Source organism: Fodinibius sp. GM108, from assembly GCF_058386985.1.
The window spans coordinates 456,650-472,202 of sequence record NZ_JBYEIR010000004.1 but is presented as its reverse complement, the minus strand read 5'-3'; the positions used below and the strand labels follow the sequence as shown (position 1 = coordinate 472,202).

General features: G+C 42.2%; 14 protein-coding genes. 3 read left to right on the top strand and 11 right to left on the bottom strand.

From position 1 onward, the window contains the following. Nucleotides 1–187: 187 nt before the first annotated feature. Nucleotides 188–523 (bottom strand): arsenosugar biosynthesis-associated peroxidase-like protein, encoded by a 336-nt coding sequence (locus ACT3ID_RS10155; RefSeq protein WP_491541911.1) that lies wholly within the window; start codon nucleotides 521–523, stop codon nucleotides 188–190. 153 nt (nucleotides 524–676) lie between these two features. Here ACT3ID_RS10155 and ACT3ID_RS10150 point away from each other — a divergent pair, with 153 nt between their 5' ends. Next, nucleotides 677–1,156 carry a hypothetical protein gene (locus ACT3ID_RS10150; RefSeq protein ID WP_491541910.1) on the top strand — a complete coding sequence of 160 codons (480 nt, stop codon included), beginning with the start codon at nucleotides 677–679 and terminating at the stop codon, nucleotides 1,154–1,156. Between the two features lie 40 nt (nucleotides 1,157–1,196). Here the strand turns inward: ACT3ID_RS10150 and ACT3ID_RS10145 are convergent, their stop codons facing one another. The 8 genes from ACT3ID_RS10145 to ACT3ID_RS10110 all read right to left on the bottom strand — a co-directional run bounded on the left by ACT3ID_RS10145 (nucleotide 1,197) and on the right by ACT3ID_RS10110 (nucleotide 8,964). Beyond that, on the bottom strand, nucleotides 1,197–2,060 hold the full coding sequence (locus tag ACT3ID_RS10145; protein ID WP_491541909.1) for an MBL fold metallo-hydrolase: 864 nt from the start codon (nucleotides 2,058–2,060) through the stop codon (nucleotides 1,197–1,199). Between the two features lie 165 nt (nucleotides 2,061–2,225). Next, nucleotides 2,226–4,493, bottom strand: a complete 2,268-nt coding sequence (locus tag ACT3ID_RS10140; RefSeq protein WP_491541908.1) for a DUF349 domain-containing protein — start codon at nucleotides 4,491–4,493, stop codon at nucleotides 2,226–2,228. Between the two features lie 174 nt (nucleotides 4,494–4,667). Then, a complete protein-coding gene (locus tag ACT3ID_RS10135) occupies nucleotides 4,668–5,492 on the bottom strand; it encodes a mechanosensitive ion channel family protein (protein WP_491541907.1) in 825 nt (274 codons plus the stop codon). 77 nt (nucleotides 5,493–5,569) lie between these two features. Continuing rightward, entirely contained in the window at nucleotides 5,570–5,860 is a 291-nt protein-coding gene (locus tag ACT3ID_RS10130) for a sll1863 family stress response protein (RefSeq protein WP_491541906.1), read from the bottom strand. An 84-nt stretch (nucleotides 5,861–5,944) separates the two neighbouring features. Then, the gene (locus tag ACT3ID_RS10125; protein ID WP_491541905.1) at nucleotides 5,945–6,442 is read right to left on the bottom strand and encodes a Dps family protein; all 498 of its coding nucleotides are present in this window, start codon (nucleotides 6,440–6,442) and stop codon (nucleotides 5,945–5,947) included. A gap of 230 nt (nucleotides 6,443–6,672) precedes the next feature. Beyond that, on the bottom strand, nucleotides 6,673–7,713 hold the full coding sequence (locus ACT3ID_RS10120; protein ID WP_491541904.1) for a porin: 1,041 nt from the start codon (nucleotides 7,711–7,713) through the stop codon (nucleotides 6,673–6,675). A 155-nt stretch (nucleotides 7,714–7,868) separates the two neighbouring features. After that, entirely contained in the window at nucleotides 7,869–8,579 is a 711-nt protein-coding gene (locus ACT3ID_RS10115; RefSeq protein WP_491541903.1) for an RluA family pseudouridine synthase, read from the bottom strand. Between the two features lie 34 nt (nucleotides 8,580–8,613). After that, nucleotides 8,614–8,964 (bottom strand): hypothetical protein, encoded by a 351-nt coding sequence (locus tag ACT3ID_RS10110; RefSeq protein ID WP_491541902.1) that lies wholly within the window; start codon nucleotides 8,962–8,964, stop codon nucleotides 8,614–8,616. 420 nt (nucleotides 8,965–9,384) lie between these two features. On the opposite strand from ACT3ID_RS10110, the gene ACT3ID_RS10105 reads away from it, so the two are divergent. Both ACT3ID_RS10105 and ACT3ID_RS10100 read left to right on the top strand, forming a co-directional pair. Next, nucleotides 9,385–11,202, top strand: a complete 1,818-nt coding sequence (locus ACT3ID_RS10105) for an SLC13 family permease (RefSeq protein ID WP_491541901.1) — start codon at nucleotides 9,385–9,387, stop codon at nucleotides 11,200–11,202. Nucleotides 11,203–11,302: 100 nt separating this feature from the next. After that, nucleotides 11,303–13,036: a SulP family inorganic anion transporter gene (locus ACT3ID_RS10100; RefSeq protein WP_491541900.1), complete on the top strand. Its 1,734-nt coding sequence runs from the start codon at nucleotides 11,303–11,305 to the stop codon at nucleotides 13,034–13,036. A 434-nt stretch (nucleotides 13,037–13,470) separates the two neighbouring features. Here the strand turns inward: ACT3ID_RS10100 and ACT3ID_RS10095 are convergent, their stop codons facing one another. After that, on the bottom strand, nucleotides 13,471–13,983 hold the full coding sequence (locus ACT3ID_RS10095) for a SixA phosphatase family protein (RefSeq protein WP_491541899.1): 513 nt from the start codon (nucleotides 13,981–13,983) through the stop codon (nucleotides 13,471–13,473). A gap of 268 nt (nucleotides 13,984–14,251) precedes the next feature. Continuing rightward, nucleotides 14,252–15,550, bottom strand: a complete 1,299-nt coding sequence (locus ACT3ID_RS10090) for an MATE family efflux transporter (RefSeq protein WP_491541898.1) — start codon at nucleotides 15,548–15,550, stop codon at nucleotides 14,252–14,254. Nucleotides 15,551–15,553: the final 3 nt, after the last annotated feature.

Below are 15,553 nucleotides of genomic sequence, written 5' to 3'. Positions count from 1 at the left end.
TTATCGGTTATCGGTTATCGGTTATCGGTTATCGGTTATCGGTTATCGGTTATCGGTTATCGGTTATCGGTTATCGGTTATCGGAGGCTGCAGGTTTCTTCATACAGTGTCAAAATTTTTTTAGAGATTGTTTTGCTGATCATTGACACACTGTGCGCTGTCCAACTGTTTCACTGTTCACTGGAAATCACATACTTAAATTTTTTACCTTGTTCATCATCTGCACACCGTGAACCAGTGAAGATCCGCCGCGAATAGCCGATGCTACATGAACAGCTTCCATCATCTGCTCTTCGGTAGCTCCTTTTTCGAGGCTATCGGTAGTAAAAGCATCAATGCAATAAGGACATTGTACAGTATGAGCTACAGCAAGAGCAATTAGCGATTTCTCTCGGGCCGACAGGGCGCCTTCTTCAAAGACTGAACCGTAATAATCAAAAAATTTTTCGGCCAATTCCGGACCGAATTCTTCTACATCTTCAAATTTTTTTAAATCTTTAGGGTCGTAATAACTGTCTCCCATAACATTATCTCCTTTATTAAAAATTATCTTACCTCATGAATATATCTTATGATTATCCATTACCAAAGCCCGATGGAACTTTTCACGTGCTTTATCATTTAATTTGATCCCATTGCAGAAGCAATTCTTACCAAAAATTCTGAAAACAATATTATGTCTATAAAAAAGCTATTAACAACGATATTACTTGCAACTTTTTTCGCAATATCATTGCATTCGCTATCACAAGCACAAGATACCGACAAAGATCTTGGTATCGGTTTTATGGTTGGTGAGCCTACCGGACTTAACCTTAAATCGTGGACAGGCGGGAACAATGCTTTTGATTTAGGGCTTTCGTGGTCGTTGGGCCGTTATGATGCCATAAACATTCATGGTGATTACCTGTGGCATAATTATGATGTGTTTGATGAGGTGGATACCGGTACATTACCTCTGTATTACGGCGTAGGTGCTCGCTTAGTTCTGGCCGAAAATGATGCTATTCTCGGTGCCCGTATACCAGTGGGAATGAATTATTTGTTTGAGGATTCTCCCATCGGCCTGTTTTTGGAAGTTGCACCCATAATTAATATCGTTCCTTCTACTGATTTTGATGTGGATGGAGGCCTGGGCGCAAGATTTTATTTCTAAAAAAGCTAAGGGGGGGGGTAATCTTGATGCTCCCCTGTTTTTACAGCAATATTTTGTTATTGTCTTCATTAGCCAGTTGAGCCGATTCAAAATAATCGGAAAATTCTCTTTGCAGCCGTTTATCGCGTAATTTCAGGGTATCATCATCAGAATCAGGATCGTGATGGGTAATAAACAGATTCTTAACCTCTGCCTCGGCAGCAAATTCCACTACCTCTTCCCACGGTGAATGTCCCCATCCCTGTTTTCCCTTGTACGTTTCCAAATCATACTGTCCATCATGGATCAAGACATCGGCTCCCCGTATAAATGATTGCAAATCCCTGTAAAAAACTGACATTTCATGGTCAGGATTCAGTTCATTATCAGGACAAAAAACTATCTGCTTATCGCCTACATAGATTTTATAAATTGCCGTATTTACGGCATGATTGGCAAGCATAAATTCTATCTGATATCCTTCGTATTCCTTCTTTTCAGTAGGCTGTGTAATATATTCAAGCTTGGCATCAATCATATCCAGCGTTACAGGAAAAAAGGTTTCAGAAAGATGACCCGACAGAATATCTCTGCAGTTTCCATTTCCCTGGGCAGGCATATGAATTTTAAAATGATTGTCAGAATCATAGATTGGCTTAAAAAAAGGGAACCCCTGTATATGATCCCAATGGGGATGAGTAATAAAAATACGCCCGCTTAGACTATCGGATGTGGCAATAAGTTCATTCCCCAAATTCCGAATACCAGTTCCACTGTCTAAAATAAGAATTTCATCTGAGTCCGGAATATGAATCTGAACACAAGTTGTATTTCCCCCGTATTCCATATTCTTTTTGTTTGCACATGGTGTAGAACCACGTACGCCCCAAAAAGTTATGGCAACCTCATGTTCCTTTTCGCCCATCTTTGGCAGGTGATAATGAAAATTAAACTACCGGCTAAGATGATCCTAAATTTTCATCCAACATCCCGGAATACTTTGTAATAGAGTACCTTCTTAGTCCGGCTCTATTTAAATTTAAAACGTTGTAAAAATAGAGTTAGCAGGCATAAAAACAAATTTACTCTGCTATTCAGCGGAACTTTGGCGGATCTGATCCATCTTTTCAGTGATCGAATCCATCTCCTCCTGTTTTTCTTCTAACTCTTGCTCGATATTCTCAATTTTATTTTCTACTTCATCAAGCAGACTGTTTCCACCACCAGAAGGTTTAAAGTAGGTTTTCTTCTCCTTATATCTCAGAACCTCTTTTTCCAGCTTTTTCGCATCTTTCTTAATCTTATTATACTCTTTTCGCAACTTCTGAATTTTGCTGCGATCCTCTGGCTCCAGATCGGCCTTCGCCAACTCCTGGTCAAACTTATCACCCGATTTAGCTGCCCGCATGCGATCATAGATTACATCGCACGCCTCTCGATACTGCTTCCACATCTTATTTTTGTACTTAATAGGCACATAACCAACGTTTTTAAACTCTTCTTGTAGCCCCTTGGCAATATCAACCGCTTTTATCGGATCATCATGCTTGCCGAGCTCCCGGAGCTTTTCCAGAATTTCCCGTTTTTTCTCAAGATTCTCTTTGCGCTCTTCTTTAACTTCTTTGAAATGCTCCCGGCGGCGATCATAAAAATGATCCATCGCCCCTTTAAATTTTTTCCATATCTTCTCGGATTTGTTTCGCGGTACAGGCCCAATCTCTTTCCACCGATCCATATAACTTTGCATCTTTGAATGCCCTTTTTCAAAGTCGTCGGTGTCTTTTATGGCATTTGCCTTGTCAATCAGCTCCAGCTTTTGCTCATAGTGCTCTTCTTCCTGCTTCTGTATCTTCTCCTGATTTTTGGCTTTTCGCTCATTAAAAGCATCTGTTGCCGATTTGAAACGTGCCCACAGTTTGTCTTCGTCACGCTGCGGCAAATTACCCACTTTCTTCCAACGGCGGTGTAGTTTGTTAATCTTTCGCGCCGCTGTTGCAATATCCTCTTCTTCAAGCAGAGCCTTAGCCTCTTCGCAAAGCTTTTCTTTCTTGTGATAAAACTTATCAACCTTACTCTGATGTTCGGGATCGTATCTGTATTTACGATCGTAATATTCATCCTGCGCATTTTTATATCGTTCCCAAACCTCGTTGGCTTTTTCCTTGGGCACGCGACCGATCTTCTTCCACTGTTTTGTCAGGTCGTCAAACTTATCATCAATTTCGCCCCAGTTTTCAGTTTCATGATCGATCTCTTGGGCAAGATTCTCCATCTTCTCCAGCACAACCAGCTTCAGCATCAAATTATCTTCTTCTTTTTGACGCTTTTGCACCAGCCGGTCGACCTTATGTTCGTTAAAGATGTCGAGCAATTCTTCAAATCGCTTGTCCAGCTCCTCACCTTTACCCGATGGCAGTGGTCCCGTACTGTTCCACTGGCTTTTCATCTGATTCACTCGACGGGTAGCCGTCCACGTTTCATTTGAAATAATACCTTCAAATTCTTCAAGCAGCTTTTGCTTCGTTTCGAGATTTTCCTGGCGCTGCTTCTCCTGCTCCTCGTAATGCTCTTGCTTACGCTTCTCAAACTCATCAACAGCATCATTAAATTTTTGGAACAACTTGGCCATTTCATCCTCATCAGCATCCGGTCCTTCCGACCATTTCTGGCTCAGATTATCCAGCTCTTGAGATACAAATGGCCAGTCGGTCTGCTTGGCCAAATCTCTGGCTTTGGATACAATATCTTTATAATAACTAAGCGGATCCTCATCGGTATGCTCATCTTCCGCTTCTTTCTGATCTGCTTCTTCAGCTTGGGCTTCAGCTGCATCTTGATTCTCTTCCGGAGCTTCTTTCTCTTGCCCGGACGCTTCTTCAGATTTAACTTTTTCCTTATTTTCTGATGTACTCTCTTTTTCTTTTGATTCTACCTGCTGCATACTTTCAGGTTCATCATTTTCTTCATTTGCCGTTTGTTTCTCATTTTCAATCCCAGATTCAGCTTCAGACTCATCCACCTTTATTTCTGACTTTCTCTGTTCTACTCGCTTCTTCAGTTTCTTAAAATCACCAATAGCATTCGCGCTTTTAATCTCTTCTTCAAGTGCAGCCATCTTATCCAGATCCACTTCATCGCCGCTTATTTTATCATCTACTTTACTTTCCAGCTCAGCGAAAGAAGCTTCAAGTTCAGCGATCTTATTTTCGAGCTCTTCCTCACTTATCTCACACAACTTCCGCTGGTTGCCTTCCCAGTCTTGCTTTAGATAAAGCTCGTTGTTTTCGGTTAGAAATACATGTTCACCCTCATATATCAATTCGGATGTTTGCTTATTATCTTCCATAGTAGTCTTCACAGGAATCTCTTATAGCGCTTGGCAATTCTGATTATTAATATTGATGGCTTTCGAGTCTAACTAAGATAATATTTCTGAAGAACTTAATACAATTGATATCAGAATTTTCAAACATGCAATAATATGACGAGCCGGCTTTGAAAACCGGCTCTGAACTTTAAAATACAAGCACTATTACTCCTCTTCCCGAAAAAGGTGCACATCACGCTGGGGGAAGGGGAAGCTAATGTCCTCTTCATCAAAACGTTCCTTTACACGTTTTGTGATGTCAAACCTGAGCGGCCAAACATTTTCGGTTCGGGTCCACGGGCGTGCCAGAATTCCCACTGCATTATCGCCCAGATTATTTACTGCTATCAACGGCTCCGGCTCATCCAATACCCGTTGATCGGAATCCAGAACTTCATTTATTACACGCATCGCTTTATTGATATCATCATCGTAGGCGATCCCAAACTCGAAATCTACGCGGCGGGTGGGATTTCGTGTATAATTCTTTATCTCGGTGCCCCATATTTCTGAATTTGGCATCGTCACCGCAATATTGTCGAACGTGTGCATGTCAGTTACAAAAAGACCAATTTCATCCACCACGCCTGATGTCCCTGCAATTTCGACGGCATCTCCCACATTAAAAGGACGAAGCAGCAACAGCATGATGCCGGAGGCGATATTGCTTAGCGTTCCCTGCAGTGCAAGACCGATCGCTAATCCAATAGTACCTAATACCGCAATAAGGCTGGCTGTCTCTACTCCAAATTGATTTAATACAGCCAATATAGTGACAACGATGACGAGAATTTTCACCGTTTTGACAAACAGGGGAACAAGCGTTTTATCCATTCGCTCGGTTCGCTCAAGATACCGCTCAACCCGTTTGCCAATCCATTTGGCAGCAGCCAAACCAATAATTAATATTATAATTGCACCTATGACTTCGAGTCCATAGTCAATGAGATAAGGCATAATATCTTCCGAAAAAGAATTGATCTGATCCATAATATCTAACCCCGTTTTAATAAAAAGAAGGCAGCGCTAAAAGCTGCCCTCTTTAAATAATATTTATGATTGGTGAATTACTCGCTTACAATTTCCCGAATTTCCGAGAATCCTTTTTTTACATCATTCCACAGCTTCTCGGTGTCATTTCTGATATCATCAAACACATCATCACTCGAATCTTTGATTTTATCGAGCTTTGTTCTAAGCTCAGAACGCTGCTCTTTCAAATTATCCATTCGTTTTTCGAGCGTTGCTTTCAGATCTTGTGATTCTTTATTTGCTTTTTCCTGAAGTTTGTCAATTTGAGCATTCCACTCTCTAAGCTGCTTTTCCAGCTTATCGATATACTCTTCTCGTGAAGCCATAAATATTTTGTTTTAATTGATATTCAATCATATTGCTGGGATACACCGCGGCGTATCCGTACATATAATATTTTCTTAAAGCAGCTATTCCAGATGACTTCGCAACATCCACGCCGTCTTGGAGTGTACGTGCAGACGCTGAGTCAACAGGTCAATGGTCGCTTCATCTTCAGCCTCTTTTGCAGGTTCTAGCGCTTCTCGAGCAGTGCGCAATAATTTTTCGTTGCCCAGTGCCAGTCGCCGGACCATCTCCATAGCTTCAGGCTCTTCCTGATCCTCCTGAATAGAAGTTAGTTCGTAGAACTCTTTAAATGTACCGGGAGCACGATATCCCAAAGCCCGAATGCGTTCGGCAATTTCATCTATCGCATCTGCCAACTCGGTGTACTGCTCCTCAAACTGCTCGTGCAGCGAATGGAACAGTTCTCCCGTCACATTCCAATGATAATTATGAGTTTTGAGGTAGAGCATATATGAATCTGCCAGTACTCTGGACAATTCATCGGCAATTTTTTTTCGATGCTCTTCACTTATTCCAATATTAATATCCAACTTTTTTTCTTCCGTTTTTACAGCACTCATAGTTAAATACTTTTTTAATTGCGATTTCAATTCACAAAAAAACTCTCTTTAAAATTTTTATTTGGGGGCGCTAATCTCTCCCCATCAATCACTAATGCAGTTGCTTTTGCTATTAGATGAATACACAAGAAAGCTGCTAATCATTCCCTAAAGCATATAAAAGCTTCTTATTAGGGAGATAAAGAATTGCTGTAAGGAATGTGGTTCAGCAAAAAACAAAAGAGTAGCATCTATAAATTCAGCTGCAAACGAATAAAAACCTGCGAAAATTCAATCTCACGATCGACAGGATAAATATAGTTCAGCTGAATTTTGGAAAAAGATACGGGAAAAAAGTTGAGACCTGCCAGCAGCCGCTCTTCATCTGCCGTTCTGCTGATCATATTATCTTCAAATCTGTCCCAGCGAAAAAGAAACTGTGTATTAGGCAGCACAAAATACCCGGCAGTAACTTGATATCCGAAAGGGTTTACCTCACCGCCAAAATCCGGCAATATCCAGGAATAAATAAATTCACCGTTCAGCATCAGACTCTTGTATTCGATTCTGACATCCGTTCCTGCAAGCAACTGTTCCCCCTCTATAGTAGATCGCAGATTTCCAGAAGAAGAAACCTCATCTTTTTGTTCATACGAGGCATTTATGCCCCAAACTATAGAATCACCTTCTTCACCATCCGTAGCAATTTCAGATTCCATACGACCTACGTATAAGAACTGACCATCATTATTTTGATTTTCCCCAAAGCCATTACCGTTAAAAACACCAAATTTATAACGAAACCTGTTTTGTGAAAGACCGCCTCTCAACTGCAATCCAATTTGGCGATTGGGAGCCAGCTGACTTACTGCCGCTGAACGAGTAACAAAATCAAGAGCTGCTGCTGATCGTAAAAATTCGCCGCTGAAAGGAGACTTAAACAAGCCTGCTTTAACAGAAACATCAGAAGTGAGATTGTAAGAGATATTGGCATCCAATATCGCAGGACTGTTAATCATATTAGCCTGAAGCTGATAACCAAATCCATCCACCTCTCCGAATATCTGAAACCGAGCATTATTAATAGAAAATCCGTTGTAACTGTCATCAACTATCCTTTCAGGCTGATATTCGCCGGTCGTTTGCAGAAGTGCCCCAACGGAGAAATATTCCTTTTTAAACTGATCCCGAAGATTTTCAATGTCACTTTGTGCCCACACATCAGACCCGGCTGATAAAAAAATCCATAGCACTACTGTTGTGATCCATCCCGTTTTAGCTTTTTGCTTCATAGCATCATTATTTAATCAAGATTACGCACATAGTACCAAGAGGGCTTTGCAAAACCAAGGTGTCACCCCTGTCCAGTGCAAAAGAATAGATAGCCCAGGCGTTAACGCCTGGGGTACCGAAAATCAAAACTATGTCAAAATTTTATCCATTTTTTTTAGTCCGACCGAGATTCTTTTTTCCAACGGAATTTATCTATCAGCCTAAGCATGTCGGCAGGAATCTTTGCTTCGTATTCTACCATCAGGTTTGTTCGGGGATGCTCAAATCCCAGCCGATAAGCATGCAGCGCCTGACGATTAATCAATGGCTCCGACTCTTCTTCCGGCGCATAATGCTGATCACCAACCAGCTGGTGACCAATATGTTCAAACTGCACGCGAATCTGATTTTTTAATCCAGTATCCAGCTGGACTTCGACAAGCGTATTCTCCAGGAAGCGCTCTTTCACTTTATATGATAAACGTGCAGGAGTGGCTCCTTCTTCACCCGGATCAACCACAATATTACGAAATCCATCTTTGATAAGCTTCAGATGGTGTTCGAGTACCCCTTCATCATCTTCAACAATTCCGCGAACTATAGCCAGATAGGTGCGTTTAGGCTCTTGGTTACGAAATTTACTAATGAGATCATCATAAGCCCGCTTGTTTTTAGCAAATACCATAAGTCCACTCGTGTAACGATCAATACGATGAACCACCCCAACACGTACCCCATGTTTGGCCAAGTGGTCTGCTACGAGATCAAACAAGTTTTTGACATTGCTGTCGGGGATAGGTACCGCTAGCAAGCCGGCGGGTTTATCGACTACAAAAATATCCTTGTCTTGATGAACAATATAAAAGGGACGCTTTTTTGCAGTCATGACAGCAAATACTGTACGGAGATATCAAATCCGATTAAGATTCAATATCGTGAACTTCCTTCAAGATAGCTTTTGCTTCCTCGTCATCTTTTTGCATTACCCGATGCTGGAGATTAGTAATAATTTCCTGCTGGGCTTCTTCAAAAGCTTTCTCTTTTGCTTCATCTCTTGTGCCAGTTCGCAATATCTGATAAATGTCATCAGCACGAATAATGCTGTACAGTTTATCTTCATTAAAAGCGTGCGAACGCAACTCCTCATATTCTTTGAATAAGTCAGGAAACTCATCGTTATGCTCGGCCCGGTCAATAATCTCTACATCATCGGGACCTTCGGCACTAAGTGGAGTTTTGCAGAGATAAAAAAACTTGTGCTTATACTTCATATCCTTAAACCTTAATGTTGTTAATGCTTATAAGATTTTTCCGCCTTAATGTAAGAAAAAATATGGGCACCTTCTTAACTCATTACTGCCAAATATAAATATAAAGTACTATTGTTTCGCTGACCCGAAAATATTTTGAAGTATGCATATTACGATGGTGCGATGACAATATGATGTTTTGAACAGATCAGATTCACCTGCTGGCGAACAGGGTTACATGAATTTTTCACCTCTCCTAAAGACGAATCAATTTTACCAGAAAGTTGTAACCAGTAATAGATTTGACACTGCATCAGACAAATAAAATAGAACGACAAAACAATTATTCATACCTTATGGCATATTGAATGGAAATTTCTTTTTCACTGTTTAAATATCGCAAATCAGCAGGGATCATTTATTAAAAATTATTTCTGTTAAATGGGCATAGATCAGCTACTGGTTTTCGGAGTTTTAATCTTAGCATTTATAGCTCTCTATTTTGATTTATGGAGTCCCGACGCTGTCCTACTAATTGCATTAGCAATTGTTGTTGCTGGTGGTGTGGTAGAGCTAGAAACTGCCCTCTTGGGATTTGCTAACACTACCCTTCTAGCACTTGGCAGCCTTTATGTTTTAGCTGCAGCTTTGCGTAATAGCGGAGCTCTTGAACGAGCCGGCGAAATCATCCTGGGATCGGGCAGTCAAAATATTCGCAAAATATTATTAAGGATGTGCCCCAGCGTTACGATCTATTCAGGATTCCTCAACAATACACCTATTGTTGCGATGGGCATTCCCACGATTCGTCACTGGAGCCGGAAATATAAGATTTCGGCCTCCAAATTGCTGATGCCATTGTCGTTTGCGGCCATCTTGGGTGGCACGTGTACACTTATTGGAACAAGCACAAACCTTATTGCTCATAGCCTTTTGCAAGAACATGACCTTCAAGGTCTTGCTTTTTTTGAACTTGCCTGGCTGGGGGTTCCCTGCGCTATCATTGGGCTCATTTATATCATCTTTATTTCTCCTAAAATTACACCCGACCGGTCGGATATACGGGATGAAGAAGAGGAGCAGCGAAAATCGCTTGTTGAAATAGAAATAACTGATAAAACTCCTCTTGTTGGACAAACCGTAGCCCAGGCCGGGCTTCAAGAATTTCCTGGTTTCCACCTAGCACGCATCAACAGGGAAGACAACGAAATTGCACCTGTCCCCGAAGATGAAAAGTTGCGTGAAGGCGACCATCTGTTCTATGCACCCAAAGATGGTTTCACTGATATTACCCCCGACCTGACGGGTTATCCCGGGTTACGACTGGCTGTACAACCCCCACGTAAAATAAAAAGAGAAGAAAAAAAGGATCGCGAACTCCACCAGGTTGTTGTCAAAGAAGGATCGCGACTGGTGGGATCAACAGTGGAAGAGGCCAAAATGTTGGATCGTTTCGGTGCAGCTGTAACAGGGGTACGACGAGGTGATCAGCGAATCGAGCAGCCGCTGGGTGAATTTGTATTACAACCCGGAGATGTCCTCTTGCTCGATACAAAACGCGGATTTCAAAAAGCATATGAAGATTCTACGGATTTTTACCTGACCAGTGAATCAGGTGGTGAAGACCCAGGCGTCGGTGCCGAAGATGAACAACCTAAAAAACCAGTGGGCAAGGACCTTTATGTATCAGTTTTGGTATTAATAGCTATCATAACATCTGTGACGGCAGGTGTTATGGATATAGCACTGGCTGGCATATTAGGAGTTGGCGTTTTACTAACATTTGATGTTATAGAACCCGGTGAAGCGCGGCGAGCTGTAGACTGGACAGTACTCATTGTAATTGGAGCAGCACTGGGACTGGGCAAAGCTATGGAAGTAAGCGGAGCTGCAGAGGTCATTGCAAATGGCATGGTCGATCTTACTGTCGCCTATGGTCCACGGGCTATATTGGCCGGTGTTATTTTAGTTACAGCGGTTTTAACTCAAATTATAACCAACAACGGAGCTATTGCTTTGATGTTTCCCATAGCACTTTCTGTTGCACAATCGCAGGGTTTTGAGGCCAGAGGCTTAATTATTGGTATTACGTTATCAGCCTCAATGGCCTTTCTTACTCCTATTGGCTATCAGACCAACCTGATGGTTTATGGTCCCGGGAACTATAAATTCAGTGATTTCTTTAAGGTAGGCTTTCCGTTGCAAGCCCTGCTTTGGATAGTAATGATCATATTAATTCCTTTTATTTGGTCGATATGAAACATATTTCAGTTTCTTCCATTAACTGCATCATGACAGTTGTATTATTTTTTGGATTTTAGCTACTATATTTATCCCTATGTTTTGGCCGTTATAAGATATGGAAGATTGGCTCAAGAAAACGTTTAGAATTTCTACATGGCTGCCCAATTATAACACCCGAAAATTCAAGGGGGACCTAACGGCAGGACTCACAACGGGTGTTATGTTTATCCCGCAGGGAATGGCCTACGCTGTAATTGCAGGCGTACCTCCTATTTATGGGCTTTATGCCGGTGTTATCCCATTGCTCATATACCCGTTGCTGGGTACTTCAAAGAATCTTTCTATCGGTCCCGTAGCTATTGATATGCTTATTGTCGCCGCTGGTGTAAGCCTTTTGGCCGAACCGAATACGGAACGGTATATTACATTAACCATTCTCCTCACAATGATGGCCGGGGGGCTCCAACTGATGATGGGCACAATGCGGCTTGGAGCCATATTCAATATCTTCTCCAGACCTGTTATTGCGGGATTTACCCTTGCCGCGCCGCTGATTATTGCTTTCAGTCAGTTCAATTATTTGTTGGGCATCGAGTTACCACAAACACAATACATCATTGTTATTATCGATGAGATTCTTCTTCAGATTGATCAGATACATCTGCAAACGTTCCTATGGGGAGCTGTTGCAATTGTACTGTTGGCAATACTAAAATACACCAAACCAATTTTCCCAGCATCAGTAGTCATTTTGGCTATTAGTATTTTTCTATCATGGCTGACAGGTTTAGGAAATTCGAGTATCCAGCTAGTAGGCAGCATTCCTACAGGATTGCCTTCATTTGATCTACCGGAGATTAATTTTAATAACATGCGGGAACTGCTGCCCACAGCACTCACATTGGCCCTGGTACAATTTATGAGCGTTGCTTCTCTGGGACAAACCTTTGCCAAACGCAATAACTATATTATTGATGCCAATCATGAGCTTGTGGCTATAGGTGCTTCCAACTTCTTTGGAAGCCTGTTTAGATCTATTCCTGTTTCGGGCAGCTTTTCACGTTCAGCAGCCTCAGAACAGGCAAATGTTCAAACACCGCTCGCTAACTTCATTACCTCCTTTGTCATTATTGCAACGTTGCTTTTTCTGACCCCGATTTTCTATTATCTGCCAATGCCGATACTGGCAGCTATCATTATCGTTTCGGCACTCAATCTCATCGATATATCAGAATTCAAATTTCTTTATAAAACCAGACGCAGCGAAGGACTTATCGCAATTTTTACGGCGGTTTGCACGCTTCTAATAGGTATTCAAGAGGGTATTCTGCTCGGCGTGGTGGCATCGATGATTCTTATGCTCTACAGATACAGCCGACCCAATGTTGCTGAACTCGGTATTATTCCCGGCACACGGTTATTTAAGAATATGGAGCGTAATCCCGAAGCCAAACCAATAGATGGAGTCATGATACTGCGGGTAGATGCATCATTTTCTTTCGTCAATGCCGACTTCTTCAGAGATTATATCATCGAAAAAAGTCGAGAGCGAAATGAGTCAACACGCTATGTTATTATTGACGGAAGTACAATTAATACGCTCGACACCACTGCCGTGGATCAGATAAAATCGATGATAGGCACGCTTAAAAACTGGGATATCGAATTATATATCACCGGACTTAAAGGGCCGGTCCGCGACATCGTTGATAAATCGGGATTGCGGGAATACCTTGGCCCTGACCATTTTTTCCGGGACCCGCACGAAGCAGTAAGCGAAATTCTGGAAATTATCGATGAGGAAGATCAGACTTCGAGACTGGATGATTACAATGAGGTAACCGGTTGATAGCTGAGAAATGGGAAATTTGAGAAAAGATTGCTTTGGTTAAGAGCAACACCTGGCAATATCACCTCTGTTTGTCATCCCGATCCCGAAGGTTCGGGAGAGGGATTTCAAATGTTAACACAGGATTTGCCCTAGTCCAATTACATTGTCATCAATACAATTGAGATTCCTCATCATTCAGGAAACCACTGAATTCTTCGGAATGACCCTTAGTTTGTTGTGCTGCAGAGCAAGCAATCTGTATTTACTTCGAGAGCAGAGCTTCCTCACAACTACAATATTGCAGCGCATAACCCGCAACTCGTGGCCTGAAATCTTTGTGTAACTCTGTGCCTTCTCTGTGAATCTTTGTGGCATAACAATAAAACCCAAATTGAACCACGTTGTGCAGTAGAGTACCACAAGGAGACGAAAAAAAAGAGATGAATCCCGTGTCACAGAATGTAATTTATCAGATCCGGGGTAATCATCCATCTTATTCGAGCCGTACCGGGCTTTATCTGATTCCATTCAATAGCAGGATGCTCTATACAAACAAGCGCCGATGTCTCCATCCGTACGATATATACACCTTCATCATCGCACAACAGTGAAACCGTCTCCTCTAACAGTGGATTATGCCCCAAAATTAAGATATCGTCTATGCCGGATGAAGTCTTTTGTATGACAGTAAGATAATCGCGGGCGCCACCATAATACAACTCATCAATCCAACTAATGAGATCGGAATCAAGACCGGCCGTTTTAGCAAAATGCTGTGCTGTCTGTTTTGCTCGTTTTGCCGGAGAACTCATCACATAATCAGGCAGAGCTTTAATGTCCTTCACAAACATTCCCATTTGAAGGGCCTCTTTTTTACCACGGTCAGTCAGCGGACGGTCTATGTCTTTGATACGAGAACGGTTATGCGATGATTTCGCATGACGTAACAGGAGTATTGTTTTCATCCAATCAGCAAGTTTTATGTTCGTCTATGCATTACATTTAATCAGTTTTCAACAATTGCTGGCTGTCAGCATTCAGTTATCAGCAGAAACAGCCGTTTGAGAAGCTGATAGCTTCTATCTTTTCAACATCTCTGCAAATTAAACTGTTCGCAGATGCTTTGCTTGCTGTCAGAGCAACCGCATTTCTCCCAAAGAATTTATTTCATCCAAGAGAACCTTTCCAAAGGTGTTAGGTGCTGATTGCATTTGATAACTTTGGAAAGGTTCGTTACCTCGTTCCTAAAATATGTTTCGGAGCATAAAATGTTAGCGTCGCACCGCGAGCAATCATAAAGAGCGTCATTGCCAGCCAGATAGCATGATTACCTAAATAGAATACTCCAATCCCATACACCGGCAAAAAGACAAGCAAGGTTGCAATTATCATCGAATCGCGCATCGGTCCCGTTTCGGTGGCACCTATAAAAACGCCGTCCCAGATATATGAGAAGCTACTCACCGTCGGACCAAGAATCGTCCAGAAAAATACCGTTAAGGCCGCCTCAATCACATCCTGCTGATCGGTAAAAATCTGCAGGATCTGAACATCAAAAATGGCATACACTGCCGAAGCCGCAAGACCGATACCCGTCCCCCAGATAAAGCAATATTTCACGGCCAGATTTACACGTTTTTGTTGATCAGATCCGGTATACCGGCCAATAAGGCTTTCGGCGGCATAGGCAAATCCGTCAATGCCGTATGAGACGATCATCCATAACTGCAGCAAAATAGAATTGGCTGCAAGAATAACGTCACCGAACTCGGCTGATTTTGCCGTAAAGAATGAGAAGGTAAATATAAGGCACAACGTGCGAATGAAAATATCCCGGTTGACCGTGAAGAAATTTTTCATTGCTTTTACTTCGAGCAGCAGATCATGTACATATCCCTTCAGCCAGTCTTTATATTGCGTAACAAGCAAAATAACTGCTAGTGTAATTCCGGCGTAACGAGCGATGAGCGTTCCCAGTGCCACACCATCAACATGCATATCCATTCCATAGACAAATAATATATCCAGTCCGATGTTAAGCGCATTCAGGAAAACAGTAACAATCATCGGGTAACGGGCATTTTGCATCCCCAAAAACCAACCGTTTATGGCATACAGCGAAAGTGTGGCTGGTGCGGTGTAAATCCGAATGTTAAAATAGATGCGCGTATAGTGCTCTACCTCTTCGGATGCTTCGACGAGCCAAAAACTGAGGTCGGCAATCCAAACCTGGAGCAGAATGATCAGCAGGCTGAATACCCAGGCCACCGTCAGCGCCCGGGCCAGCGTCATAATACTGTCGGTACGGTCTTTTTCCCCAAAAGCCTGTGCGGTGATGCCGGTCGTGCCCATCCGCAGGAAACCAAATCCCCAAAAAATAAAATTGAAGATCATGCTGCCTACTGCAATGGCGCCTAAATAGTAGGCTTCCTCGAGATGACCTACAAGGGCGGTATCCACCGCGCCCAAAAGCGGCACAGAGAGGTTACTAATTATGTTGGGGATCGCAAGGTTGAGAATTTTACGATTCAACCG